Here is a 13,729-nt window from a genome sequence, read left to right as displayed (position 1 = left end):
TAATCCCTCACGTCTATGACATTTTTATTGTCCATTTTTACTTGCATATTTAAAACCTTTATTCTAATTTTGTGGCAAAATTAAATTAAATATTTCACACAACCAAACGTTGACAGAATAATATTTCCGTCTTTGTGCGGTTTTTAACTTATTTTTATAGTATGCGGTACAATAGTGTTAAATTAGACATGGACTTTTTTAAGCAATGTCTGAAGAAGAGAAACATGAGCGACAGGGAGTTTAGTCAAGCCATGTGGAAAGAAGGTACTCACCAGACGGTCGGTCAGTTTCTTCGACGTCCAAACATGAAAATCGAGACAGCGATGAGAATATGCAACATACTCGACATCTCGCTGGATGATCTGTTCAGAGGTTCAGACTCCTACGATGGTTCGCCGCTCGTAGTCGGAGACAGTAACATCATTAACTCATCAATTGTTTCTCATGACATTAACGACTTGCGTAAAGAGGTTCGGACCTTAAAACTGCTTTTGCGTGAAAAAGATGAAAGAATTTCAGAGTTAAAAAAGTCCAAAGACGACATCGCCAAACGCTTCGATAGTGTATTAGCACTAATGTCTTCAAAGAATAACAACCACAAATAACTCGGACATAACTCGGACACGGACATGTATAAATCCTATATTATAATCAATGTGTAAGGTGATGGAATGGCTTATTTTTTTCTAAGAACAAATCGCCTCATCCCGACCAAAAGGCGGCAAGTGAAACGTTTCACTTGCCGCCTTTGTGTTTTTCATCACGTGGATATGCTCACCTGCATGACCTCTTTCATCAAACCACTCCCATTTGATGGAGGAAGATGATGAGGATGCAGATGGGACAAATATAGCGGACGGCAAAGAGATAAATCATAAACCAACGCTGATTGGTCATGCCACGATTAGTAAACTCAGCATAGACCGTACGCTTGGGAATATACCATCCGACGAATAGACAAGTGAGCATCGCTCCGATTGGCATCATAATGTTGGCAGTGATTTTATCACAAAAATCCATCAGCGCTACACCAGTGATTTGCAACCACGAACGCCCTCCTACTGACAATGAGCACAACACACAGATAGCTCCTGCAGCAACTGTCACCACCCAAGCAGAGTAACGGCGTCGTAAAGTAAACTCTTCAGTAAAGAAAGCAGTACCAATCTCGTGCATCGAAATGGTTGATGTCATCGCTGCAAAAACCAATAGTGCATAGAACATCACACTAATCACATAACCCACCACGGGCATCGACGCAAAGGCTTGCGAGAATACATTAGGCAAGGTGATAAATATGAGTGAAGGTCCACTATCGGGATTGACACCTACAGAAAACGCTGCAGGAAATATCATCAAACCAGCCAAAACAGCTATCATCGTATCGATGGTCACAATCTGGAATGCAGATTTCAAGAGGTTTGTATCTTTGGAGAAATAACTGGCATAGGTACATAGACATGCTGTACCCAACGACAAGGAGAAGAACGATTGGCCCAATGCTTCGAGCAACACGTCGCTCGACAACTTACTAAAGTCGGGATAGAACAGGAAACGGATGCCTTCTAAGGCTCCAGGCAACATGCACGATGCCACTACGATGATAATCAACAACACGAAAAGCACAGGCATAAGCAGTTTTGAAGCGCGCTCTATACCACCACGCACACCACGAACCACCACAAACTGGGTGATTAAGATGAACAAAACGCCTAAAATAGCCGGTTTCATCGCATCACCGGAAAAATCGGTGAAATACTCTCGAACGGCATCAACATTGCCACTCGTCATGCCAGTCAGTGCTATATACAGGTATTGCAGACACCAGCCTGCCACTACCGAATAGAAACCGAGGATGATAGCAGAAGTGAGAATACCAAGATAGCCGACAAACTTCCAGGGCCGACCTTTCGACAGTTTATCGTAGGCACGCGCTGCATTGGCTTGCGCATGGCGACCGATGATAAACTCACTCAACATGCCGGGCAATCCAAGCATTAGAATACATACCAAATATATCACTATGAAAGCAGCGCCACCATTCTCGCCTGCCATATAGGGGAAGCGCCATACGTTACCAAGGCCTACTGCAGATCCTGCCGTTGCAAGTATCACGCCAATCTTACTACCAAAGTTTCCACGTTCTGTCATAATGGTTTGTGTTTATATATAAATATGTAGATGGCAGACGAACATAGTCCTTATGCCCCAACAATACTCCGATGAAATGGACAAAATTCTATTTCAACAGTCCAAACTGATGAAGGAATATGAATAGAATCGCCATCGGACAGATGTATTTCACCAAGAAGAGGTAGATATGAAACAAACGGGCGTACCACTCGCTACGAAGCGTTCCCCAGTTGGTAAACTCCTCACGCACTACCTTATGAGGTACAAACCATCCGATAAAGATACAAGTCAAGAATCCCACAACAGGTAGGAATATTTGTCCTGTAATGAAGTCAAACCAATCAAAAAGTGCCTTTCCACCGAAGACAAGGATATCGGTCGCTCCCAGCGACAACGAGCAGAACGCACCGATGATAGCTGTTGATATGGTCACTATAAGGGCAGCTTTCTTGCGCGACAGGGTAAACTCTTCTTGGAAGAAAGCTGTACTTACTTCATGAAGCGACATGAGCGATGTCAGTCCTGCCAGACTCAGCAACACAAAGAATAGCAACGACACAAAATAACCCACTATGGGAATGGCACCAAATGCTTGCGAGAAGACGTTGGGCAATGTGATGAATATGAGTGAAGGACCACTATCTGGATTGACACCAACAGAGAAGGCCGCAGGAAATATCATCAGTCCTGCAAGAATAGCAACAACGCTGTCGATGATAGCAATCTGCGTTGCTGACGTAGTGAGATTGGTGTATCTGGAGAAGTAACTGGCATAGGTACACAAACAGCCCATCGCGATACTCAGCGAATAGAAGCTCTGTCCCAATGCACTAAGGAAAACATCGCCAGTCATCTTCGACATATCAGGTTTAAACAGAAATTCTATGCCTTTACCCGCATTAGGCAACATACACGAAGCCACAACAATGATGAGCAGAAGGATAAACAGTGTGGGCATCATCATCTTCGATGCCTTCTCAATACCATCGCGCACACCATGTTCAATAATCAAATAAGCGATACCAAGCATGACGAAGGTCCATAAAACAGGGCGAACAGGATCAGAGGAAAGCTCGGCAAAATAGGTTTTGAAATAGTCTGGTGTGCCTTGCAACTGACCGATGAACGATGCCCAGATGTATTGCAGGCACCATCCGGTGACAACGGCATAATATCCTGTAATGAGGAATCCAGTAAGCACACCCATATAGCCTACAAGTTTCCAAGGGCTACCACCCGACAGTTTGGAGTACGCACGCGCAGTATTAGACTGCCCATGGCGGCCCACAATAAACTCGCTAATCATACAGGGTATTCCCAACAACAGAACACAGGCGAGATAGATGATGATGAATACAGCACCACCATTTTCACCAGCCATGTATGGGAAACGCCATACATTACCCAGTCCTACTGCTGAACCTGCCGTGGCAAGAATCACTCCGAGTTTGCTTCCAAATCCAGTTCTTTCTGTCATATAAATCAGTTTTTGCTTGCAAAATTATAAAAAATTTCCTACATTTGCGCTCAAATTGTTATAATTGTATGAATAAAACAGCACAAATCATAAGAAAGTACCCATTATCGCTAATATGCATAGCCGTTATCTGGTATTTATCATTCTTCACTCCTCCAAAAACAGAGTTGGAAGATGTACCCTTGATTGACAAGTGGGTACACATGATTATGTATGGTGGAACATGGACATTAGTATGGTTGGAATATCTCAGAAGTCATACACACCTCAACTACCGCAAACTATTTTGGTGGGCATGGTTGTTACCCATCATGATGAGTGGTATGATAGAATTATTGCAGGAATACTGTACCAATGGGCGTCGGAGTGGCGATTGGCTTGATTTATTAGCCAATTCCATTGGCATCACACTTGCCACAGCAGTAGGCATGTTGGTCAAACGGTTGTTTTTTCGCTAACACCAACAACACTAACTGAAAGTGGATATATCGTAGCTAAACGACTATTTTTCCACCAGCAACAAGAACATGTCTTCGACCTATGACTTATCACCCCACTTACAATAGGGATGTTGGCGAAGTTGGCTATTGTAATAACGGCGATCTCCAGTGACTTCAACTCCGATGAAATCGGGCAATTCTGCACTTTCATCAACCGACTCCAGTTCAACTTCTGCCATAACAAGACCAGTATTGTCGCCATAAAATTCATCAACTTCAAACACATGTCCGCCATGACGCACAAGCCAACGAGTCTTATCGACAAGTCCCGGTTCACAGAGTAGCATCAACTGGCGTCCCTCTTCAAGGGTTATCTCCTTTTCAAATTCATAGCGCGATAATCCACCATCGAGGCTCGGTCCCTTGATGGTGAGATAGGCACGTTCGTCACGTATGCGGACGCGAACAGTTCTTCCGCGCTCACTGCAGATATAACCCTGTTGGATATGACTATGTGCAAAAGCAAGTTTCTTGTAGGAATCATCCCTGACAAGAAACTTGCGTTCGATTTCTGTAGCCATCGTTTAGAGGACGGTTAATGCCCAAGCCATATAAAGCAAGCCGAGTGCAATAAAGCCACCGATAATCCACCATATCAGTTTAGAACCCTTTTTCTCTTGTTTCTTGGCCCATGCTTCACGCTTGGCCTGATGTTGTTTACTCATAATATTCAGTTTTTAGTGTTATATATTTCTATGTTCGAATATACGTTTATTCCTCATCGGTGGTAGGGAATTCCATGAGATAAGCCTTGATGAAACCGTCTATTTTTCCATTCATCACGCCATCCACATCAGATGTCTGATAGTTGGTACGATGGTCTTTCACTCGTCTGTCGTCAAAGACATAACTGCGAATCTGACTTCCCCACTCTATTTTCTTCTTACCCGCCTCTATCTTAGCTTGCGCTTCAAGACGTTTCTTCATGGCGCGGTCGTAAAGTTGTGAACGAAGCAAAGCCATGGCGCGCTCCTTATTCTTGGGTTGGTCGCGCGTTTCGGTGTTTTCAATGAGGATTTCCTCTTCCTCCCCTGTATCAGGATCAGTGTACCAATAGCGAAGGCGCACACCCGACTCCACCTTATTGACGTTCTGTCCACCTGCACCGCTCGAACGGAAGGTATCCCACGAGAGTTTTGCAGGATCCACATACACCTCAATGGTATCGTCAACCAATGGTGTGACGAAAACAGAAGCAAAGGAAGTCATTCGCTTACCCTGTGCATTAAACGGGGATACTCTCACCAGTCGGTGCACACCGTTTTCACTTTTGAGGTATCCATAGGCATATTCTCCACCTTCAATCTGCATCGTGACACTCTTGATGCCAGCTTCATCACCTTCTTGAAGGTTGGAAATGCTCACTTTATATCCATGAGCTTCAGCCCATCGTTGATACATTCGCATGAGCATCGACGCCCAATCCTGGCTTTCCGTACCTCCAGCTCCTGAGTTGATTTTGAGTACACACTCCATAGGATCCTCCTTTTGACGGAGCATGTTCTTCAGTTCCAAGTCCTCAATGAGCGATATGGCGCGCTGATAGTCTGCATCGACTTCCTCTTCTGTAACCATCTCTTCCTTGTAGAAATCGAATGCCAGTTGGAGTTCGTCTGCTGCAGCTCGCACGTCATTATAGCCATCAATCCATTTCTTGATGGCTTTCACTTTCTTCATCTGTGCCTCAGCCCGCTTCTGATCCTCCCAGAAATCAGGTGCCTGTGTACGCAGGTCTTCTTCTTCAAATTCTATTTTTTTCTCGTCGATCTTCAGATAATGACGCAGTTTGTCAGTCCTATCGAGGACATCTTTCAGTTGGTCTTGTGTAATCATCGTGTCTGTTGGCGATAATAATTATATGAGAGACATTAGTCTTCGTACATCTTGTCGATTTCTGCCTTATAGTTTTCGTTGAGCACCCGACGTCGTATTTTCAGCGTATTAGTCAACTCGCCCTTTTCCATTGAGAATTGGTGGGGCAAGAGTGTGAATCGCTTCACCTGCTCATAGTGTGCCAGCTGCTGCTGAAGGGTATCAATTCTTTCCTTCATCATGGCATAGATTTGCGGATTAGCGCAAAGCTGTTCTCGATTTTCAAAGGCGATATTATGCGCACGTGCATACTCTTCAAGCATGCCATATACGGGGATGATGAGTGCCGAAACGAATTTGCGTTGGTCGGCAATGACAGCAATCTGGTCGATATACTTATCTACCAAGATTTTCGACTCTATCATCTGTGGTGCGATATACTTACCGTTAGAAGTCTTGAAGAGGTCTTTGATGCGCTCTTTGAGGAAGAGTTCACCATTTTTCAGGTATCCTGCATCACCAGTACGGAAGTAACCATCTTCTGTGAATGCCTGGCGGGTGAGGTCTTCACGGTTGTAGTATCCCTTGGTGATGGTGGGGCCTTTGAGCAGAATCTCGCCTTCATCGCTGATGCGGATATCGATGCCGTTGATGGGGCGCCCTACACTTCCCACGGTATATGGTTTGTTGAGATGGTCGCAACTGACGGTGGCAAGCGATTCGGTGAGTCCGTATCCCACTATCATATTAAGTCCGATGGAATGGACAAATTCTTCCACATGCTCACTAACAGCAGCTCCTGCTGTGGGGAAGAAATGTGCATTTTCCAGTCCCAACTCTTTACGTACGAGCGAGAATACGGTGCGGTTGAGCAGTTCGTATTCGAGATGGAGTGCTATCGGTGGTTTCTTGCCAAGGCTGAGATACTCAATATTATGTTTTCTTCCTACTGCCAGTGCATGATGGAACAGTTTGCGTTGCACGCTACTGGCATGCTCTATCTTCTCCATCACACCCTGATATACCTTTTCCCAGAATCGGGGCACACTCGACATACAGGTGGGATGCGTCTCGCGCATCGACTGCTGCACTTCTTGAGGATGGGTGTTTACTATCAGTGTAGCACCTTCAGAGAGGCAGAGAATAGCCCATCCACGCTCAAAGATATGGGTATAGGGCAGGAAATTCATCACACGGTCGTGTTCATTGACATCAACACACTCGTCGTTGGCAATTATTGCCGCATGGAATTGTCCATGGGTCAGTATCACGCCCTTAGAGTCTCCGGTGGTTCCGCTGGTGTAGAGGATATTGGCAATATCGTCGTTGTTAGCCTCACGCTGGCGCTGTTCCACCTCGGTCTGACGTGGCAGCTTGTCACCAAGTTTGAGGAAATCATCGAAATAGATGGCGTTGGTATCATGTTCTGAGATATGCACCATGGCATCATAGACAATGATCCGTTCCAATGTGGGGCAGAGTGATACCACTCGGCGTGCCCGGTCGTACTGTTCTTGTTCGCCCACAAAGAGGAAACGCACCTTGGCGTCGTTGATCATGAACTGTATTTGCTGCTCGCTACTGGTAGCATAGAAGGGTATGGTGACAGCCCTTACTCCCCATGCACCAAAGTCGCAGAAGAGATACTGAATGGAGTTTTGCGAGAATATACCTATGTTTTCCTGTTCTTTCACTCCGATGTTGAGTAGCGCATTGCTGACTTGTTTAACGGTTGCAGAAAACTTATTCCACGACAACGACTTCCATTCCTTGCCGCCAAAGTCCTGATAGATGAGTGCTTCGCGCTCGCCATATTTCTTAGCGAGGTCATGCACCAATACCGACATGTGGCTTCTTACTTGCATAAGCGTTTTTCCTTATTTATTATATATAATATGTGCAAAGGTACGAATAAGCGAGTGAAATACAAAGAAAAAACACTTTTTTTCTTTTATTTCCGAGCGTGAGTACCTAAGACGCATAGCGTCAAAGGTACGATTAAGTGAGCAGAATACAAAAAGAAATGCCAAATTTCTTTTTGTATACTCGAGCGTGAGTACCTAAGATGCGCAGCATCAAAGGTACGCATAAGCGAGTGAAATACAAAGAAAAAAACACTTTTTTCTTTTATTTCCGAGCGTGAGTACCTAAGATGCGCAGCATCAAAGGTAGTGCAAATCGAGTGGAATACAAAATAAATCACAATTTATTTTGCATTTCCGAGCAAGAGAAGGAAAAGACAGAAGGAGGAAAAAGCATGATCGGATGCTTGTATGTAGCGGTTTGATCTAAAACTTTTTCTCTCACACCACATGACAACCATCCGACATGCCGACTATCAACGTTCTCAAGTTTGAGACTTTTCGAACGTTTATATTATATTTTTCTAACTGTATTATAGTGCAATACCGACCGACCAATAGACAAAACCATGGTTCGGACTAAGTTCCGAACGTGAATTTACATAGCGGAAACCCACACCAAGGTTCAGGCCAATTGCCTTACTGTTCGCTGCATGAATATGGTGTATGGACAGGTCGTAATAGTTATTATTCCAATCAGGATGTCCCACAGGCCATGCCATTCTAAAGCGCACAGGAGTAAAACTTGTTCGTTTCTTATTCTGTTGGATGTCATAACCCACACCAACACCCAAGGTATTGGTATTCATATAGGTTTTCACGCCATCCTTTCCCAAATGATGACTCATTCTCTCATACGTGCCAAACAGCTCTACGCGCTTACATTTTAGTCCAAAGTTGAAGTCATAGCCATGCATGGACATACCCTTATTGCGTATAGAAAATACATGGTCAACATCAAGTGTAAGAAGCAGGGAATCTGGTTTTGCAGGTTTTGTGCATTGTGCATATAAAACATCACCCAGAAACACAATAAAAAAAAGAATAATTAATAGCTTTTTCATTGCAAATTCCATTTTATATATTTTCTCAAGAAAGTTTATAAAAAGCATTATTGAATTACTTCAATATCAACCTCATAACCTCCATATTCACCAATATTCGGATTAAACGAATAAATTCCCTTCTTCAAAATCATCTCAGAAGGAAGTCCTTTTATCACATTTCCCTCTTCATCAACATATTCTTGAGCATATGGTTCTCCTACAACATCTTCATCCATTATGAAATCAGGCACCAAAGCTTGTGTTGGAGCCTTAGCTAATCTTATATACATATGAGGATTTCCTGAATCATCTTTATTAACAACTCCTACATATTCTTCATCTAATAGGCTATCAAGCAAACGATCGATAATTACATGTAGCATGAAATTCCCCAAAGGAGTCCATGTAAATCTACACAACCCAAAGCCCTTACAATTTCTACTCGTACGTCCCCATTCTTCCCATTTACATATTCCAATACTAATCTGATCGTCTATTTCATCAGTTATTTTATTATTCAGATTTCCACGGGTTAGCTTCAAGGAATCATTACTTACAACAAAATCCTTCAAACGTTCAAAATGAAGTTGCTTATACATGTCTTCATATTCTACGTTTTCCGACATAATTTTTTCATTGTTACATGAGATAAACAATGTTGCAACAAGTGCAATTAAAAACAAATTTTTCTTCATAACTCTTCAAATTTGATTATTTATTAATATTGTTTGTTTTAGGATATATACAAATTGCATTTATACCATTGAATTCCATCATATAATAGCAGGATATAATTTCCTTTTAAATCACTTGGCAAAGAACAAGTTGCAGATCCACTGCCACAAGGAACAACTTGTTGGAATATCACATTATTTCCATCTAAAACCTTCACATAGCAGTCTTCTTCGAATCCAACTAATATCAATTCTGAATCAGAGTAGTATATTGCAGGTCCTTCTTTCATATTTTGAGGTTTTTCACCTATAATAATAGGAATATCAACCTTTATATCCGTCAATACAACAGGACCAAGACTCTTTTGCTCATTTGCCATACAAGACAAAGAGAATGTCATTAACATCGAAATCGAGAACAGCACTTTATTCATTGCATTTATTTTCTTGCAAAGTTATAAAAAAGGCGGTTTCATCATAAAAAAACTGAGTACACTTTGTACACTAATTAAAAAATTCACGATTTATTTCCATTTGTATTTATATTTTCATGATATTTTCGTTGAGAGTAGAAGTTCCTTTCTGTCCGAACAACACCTCATTGATATGAGCACGCAAATTAGTGATTCGCTGTTTAGACACTCCCAACAATGCAGCTTGCTCAGAAGGAATAAACTGGAAACGTATCAATAAACAAATGAGCCTTTCTTGATATGTCAACGGATTCTTCTTGATAAAATCGACACAAGTAGGCATCGTATGTTCCGCATATTTTCTAAACGCAACCCATTGTTCACTTGTAGGTTTAACAACACGACTTGCCAACCCATGCATTTCTTTAATAATCGGTGCGTTGGTAATTTTACTTTCTTTCTCCCATTGGTTCGATAACATTCCCGCTGAAATATAATCATTCAATTGGCGTTGAAGAGCAGCGTTCTCGTTTTCCTTTTGTTCACGGAAGACATCTATATTTTGTTTAAGTTGCGACAATTCCCCACTTGTCTTTTCAAACTGAGAGAGTATTCCAACATATCTACTATTGATACGTGTCAGCTGTTCTTTAGTTCTCTTCTTTTGTTTACTGTACAAGACATAACCAACATAAGATGCAACGACCATCAACAATATCAAGCAAAGTGATAATTTCTGATAACGCAGTTTTTCTTTTGTTTTTTCAAATGCTTCGCGTTCACTCTGTCCGTAATTGTACAATGCTTGTGTTCGTATGATTTCATCGGAAGAATGACGAATCCATGAGGAATCAACAGCTTGTGTATAAAGCAATGAATACTTACGAACCGAATCTACATTTCCTTTACGGTGATAGACAGACATCAGTCCATGACTCGCTCCCTCCTGTCTATCATCACTTTGGGAACATTGCAATTTACGGTAGAAATATTCTGCAGAGTCCAATTTCCCTATATTTTCATAATATGCTCCTTTATAATAATAGTATATTTCCTTGCCTGGCAAAATATAGCCATTCTGATCGAAAACACTTCCATACTGTTCTGCTTCATCCATTTCTTTCTTACCTTGTTCGTAGAAGCCTTGATCTATATGCTGTGCAGAAATATATGCCAACAGGTTTGCAGCATAATCAGTCCGACCAATTGCAAGATACATTTTTCTTGCATTTTCGCTATAATACATGGCAGAATCTATCATATTTAACTGATCATAAGGATCGGTCAGATGTGAATAGAAACTTATTGCAGCAAGGGTATCTTTAGCTTTCCACGCATAATAAACTGCCTTTTGCTCTGCATCTAATTCCAATCTCGGAGCTCGCTGTTGGTGAAAAAGGTTTGCCATCTGTCCATAAATACGTGACATTTTTGCATAGTTACAGTCAGATTCTGTGGTATCAGCACATGCCACTGCATCACGATAATAGCGCAATGCACGTGGAATATCATTGCGGTCGGCAGCAACACGACCATGCAGATAATGTGCTAACATCCGTTCATTCGATGTTCCGTAATTATCAAAATACCGAACTACCTCATCCATCTTGGTAATGGTATCAAGATTCACACGTGCCATATTGAGCGAGTCAATACGATTTAATTCTTGACGCATACGTGCCCCATCACACGATGAGAAAAGAAACACCAATACGACATGGCAACACAATATATATCTGAGTGTCTTTAACATTCTTAATCCTTTTTACTCGCAAAATTAAACAAAAAACTGGAAATACACAATAACCGACAATTAAAAAATCACACATTTTCTCATAGAAACAAAACATTTCGTCACTTCTCTCGCTGTTATATTAATAAAAAGGTGTAATTTTGCAAACAGGTTAATAACATACGAACGATGACAAACAATATACAGCAAATGACCGAAGAGGCAGTGGGACTGCTACAACAAATCATCAAAACACCATCGGTGAGCCGTGACGAGAAAGCCGTTGCCGACCTGATGGAACAGCAAATGAAGCTATGGGGACTGGCTCCGAAACGTGTGGGCAACAACCTGATGCTTATCGGGAAACACACTGAAGGCAAACCTACCCTACTGCTTAATGCACATATCGACACGGTGAAACCCGTCAGCACATGGACACGCGATCCGTTTACGCCAACCATCGAAGACGGACGCCTCTACGGACTGGGCGCTAACGACTGCGGCGGCGGACTTGTCAGTCTGCTTATGGTGTATCGCGCACTCTGCAACGAAGACCTTGCCTACAATCTGGTTTATGTAGCCAGTGCAGAAGAGGAAGTCAGCGGCGCCAATGGATTTACGCTGATTCGCGAACAACTGCCACCTATTGATGTGGCTATCGTGGGCGAACCGACTGGCTTACAACCGGCTATTGCCGAGAAAGGACTGATGGTGATCGATGCCGTGGCACACGGAAAGAGCGGACACGCAGCACGCAACGAAGGCGAAAATGCGATTTACAAAGCTTTGGACGATATACAATGGCTGCGCAACCATGAGTTTGAAAAGGTCAGTCCACTACTTGGTCCGACCAAAGCCACGGTAACGATTATCGGCGCTGGCACTCAACACAACGTGATTCCAGACGAATGTAAATTCACCATCGATGTGCGCACCAACGAGTATTACCGCAACGAAGAACTCTGCCAATACCTACAGTCGCAGATGAAGAGCGAACTGAAAGCCCGTTCTTACCGGCTGTCATCCTCGTCGATTCCCACCGACCATCCCATAGTGGGCCGTTGTATCGACATGGGCATGACACCTTTTGGATCACCAACCCTGAGCGATCAGGCTCTTATGCCCTTTGCTTCGCTGAAACTCGGACCAGGCGAATCGAGTCGCAGTCATAGTGCAGATGAATATATAGGTATCGACGAGATTGGCAATGCCATTGCCACCTACATGGAACTGTTGCAATCCATTCATTTGAAATAGGCGTCAATGTGATTTACGGCAATCAAACCGAGGAGACACAAAAAACTCCCATTCCATCGGGTTTTACTTCGGCTTCAACCCTATTCGATTAGTATTTCAGACAGGCAAACCTCTTATAAATCACGCGCGCACACCTAATAATATACGCGCGCGTACGCACACGCGATGTCGCAAAATTTCGACCACTCGACCACCTCAGCGGCATAACACGCTATGTGTATGCAGCTTACGTGGGTGGTCGATTACGCTAACTCGGCGGTTTTCGACCACCATTCGACCACCAGACCCTCTGCCGTTGCCACCATAAAAACAGTCCATCCGCATAGCCGACAATACATGATTTGTATATTCTGACGCCAGATAACATCCTTTTCAAACGTTGGCCAACACTATTGTATTATATTTGACACCACTTGTTTCCGATATTTGAAACAACTTGTTTCCAACGTTGAAAAGGCTCTTGTCTAACGTTTGACAACACTCTTATCTAACGTTTGATAACACCTTTATCAAACGTTGGATAACACCCTTATCAAACGTTGGATAACACCTTTGTCAAACGTTGGATAATAACTTTGTCAGCCGTTTGAAAATGCCTGAAAATAATTTTTGTTTACTTCGTGTGAATATCCACGATAAGTATCGGGAAAAGCACGTGTGGTCGAAGTGTGGTCGAAAACACAGGGTTCTGACCAATCGACCACAGTCTAAAATACTATCTCATAGCAGTTTACGCCACATCTGTGGTCGTGTGGTCGAATTTTTTAGAAAACTAAAATTTAGAGTAGCTTACTACTCTAATGCGCTTTGGCAAACAACATCC

General features: G+C 42.7%; 13 protein-coding genes. 3 read left to right on the top strand and 10 right to left on the bottom strand.

Features of this window, described 5'->3' with window-relative positions:
• Window positions 1-224: 224 nt before the first annotated feature.
• On the top strand, window positions 225-605 hold the full coding sequence (locus tag CIK93_RS09810) for a hypothetical protein (protein WP_144007625.1): 381 nt from the start codon (window positions 225-227) through the stop codon (window positions 603-605).
• A 190-nt stretch (window positions 606-795) separates the two neighbouring features.
• On the opposite strand, the gene CIK93_RS09805 is transcribed toward CIK93_RS09810, so the two are convergent.
• Both CIK93_RS09805 and CIK93_RS09800 read right to left on the bottom strand, forming a co-directional pair.
• Window positions 796-2,151, bottom strand: coding sequence for a sodium-dependent transporter (locus CIK93_RS09805; RefSeq protein WP_094447232.1), 1,356 nt, complete (start codon window positions 2,149-2,151; stop codon window positions 796-798).
• A gap of 88 nt (window positions 2,152-2,239) precedes the next feature.
• Window positions 2,240-3,610, bottom strand: coding sequence for a sodium-dependent transporter (locus tag CIK93_RS09800; RefSeq protein ID WP_094391760.1), 1,371 nt, complete (start codon window positions 3,608-3,610; stop codon window positions 2,240-2,242).
• 68 nt (window positions 3,611-3,678) lie between these two features.
• Here CIK93_RS09800 and CIK93_RS09795 point away from each other — a divergent pair, with 68 nt between their 5' ends.
• Window positions 3,679-4,068 (top strand): VanZ family protein, encoded by a 390-nt coding sequence (locus CIK93_RS09795; RefSeq protein WP_094447231.1) that lies wholly within the window; start codon window positions 3,679-3,681, stop codon window positions 4,066-4,068.
• A gap of 80 nt (window positions 4,069-4,148) precedes the next feature.
• On the opposite strand, the gene CIK93_RS09790 is transcribed toward CIK93_RS09795, so the two are convergent.
• From CIK93_RS09790 to CIK93_RS09760, 8 genes are all read right to left on the bottom strand, one after another.
• Complete coding sequence (locus CIK93_RS09790; protein WP_094447230.1) at window positions 4,149-4,631, bottom strand: CYTH domain-containing protein; 483 nt, start codon at window positions 4,629-4,631, stop codon at window positions 4,149-4,151.
• Between the two features lie 3 nt (window positions 4,632-4,634).
• The gene (locus CIK93_RS13710) at window positions 4,635-4,775 is read right to left on the bottom strand and encodes a hypothetical protein (protein ID WP_158214658.1); all 141 of its coding nucleotides are present in this window, start codon (window positions 4,773-4,775) and stop codon (window positions 4,635-4,637) included.
• A 46-nt stretch (window positions 4,776-4,821) separates the two neighbouring features.
• Window positions 4,822-5,943, bottom strand: a complete 1,122-nt coding sequence (gene prfB / locus CIK93_RS09785; RefSeq protein WP_094391757.1) for a peptide chain release factor 2 — start codon at window positions 5,941-5,943, stop codon at window positions 4,822-4,824.
• Window positions 5,944-5,978: 35 nt separating this feature from the next.
• Window positions 5,979-7,787 (bottom strand): long-chain fatty acid--CoA ligase, encoded by a 1,809-nt coding sequence (locus CIK93_RS09780; RefSeq protein ID WP_094447229.1) that lies wholly within the window; start codon window positions 7,785-7,787, stop codon window positions 5,979-5,981.
• Window positions 7,788-8,317: 530 nt separating this feature from the next.
• On the bottom strand, window positions 8,318-8,632 hold the full coding sequence (locus CIK93_RS13705) for a hypothetical protein (protein WP_158215509.1): 315 nt from the start codon (window positions 8,630-8,632) through the stop codon (window positions 8,318-8,320).
• Window positions 8,633-8,895: 263 nt separating this feature from the next.
• Complete coding sequence (locus CIK93_RS09770) at window positions 8,896-9,525, bottom strand: hypothetical protein (protein WP_094447227.1); 630 nt, start codon at window positions 9,523-9,525, stop codon at window positions 8,896-8,898.
• A gap of 38 nt (window positions 9,526-9,563) precedes the next feature.
• A complete protein-coding gene (locus CIK93_RS09765) occupies window positions 9,564-9,938 on the bottom strand; it encodes a hypothetical protein (RefSeq protein ID WP_094447226.1) in 375 nt (124 codons plus the stop codon).
• Window positions 9,939-10,044: 106 nt separating this feature from the next.
• Window positions 10,045-11,670 carry a hypothetical protein gene (locus CIK93_RS09760; protein ID WP_158215508.1) on the bottom strand — a complete coding sequence of 542 codons (1,626 nt, stop codon included), beginning with the start codon at window positions 11,668-11,670 and terminating at the stop codon, window positions 10,045-10,047.
• A gap of 168 nt (window positions 11,671-11,838) precedes the next feature.
• On the opposite strand from CIK93_RS09760, the gene CIK93_RS09755 reads away from it, so the two are divergent.
• Window positions 11,839-12,906, top strand: coding sequence for a M20 family metallo-hydrolase (locus CIK93_RS09755; RefSeq protein ID WP_094447224.1), 1,068 nt, complete (start codon window positions 11,839-11,841; stop codon window positions 12,904-12,906).
• Window positions 12,907-13,729: the final 823 nt, after the last annotated feature.

Source organism: Prevotella sp. P3-92 (genome assembly GCF_002251205.1).
Classification (GTDB): domain Bacteria; phylum Bacteroidota; class Bacteroidia; order Bacteroidales; family Bacteroidaceae; genus Prevotella.
The sequence above is the reverse complement of the archived record's forward strand: the minus strand, read 5'-3'. Positions and strand labels throughout refer to the sequence as shown.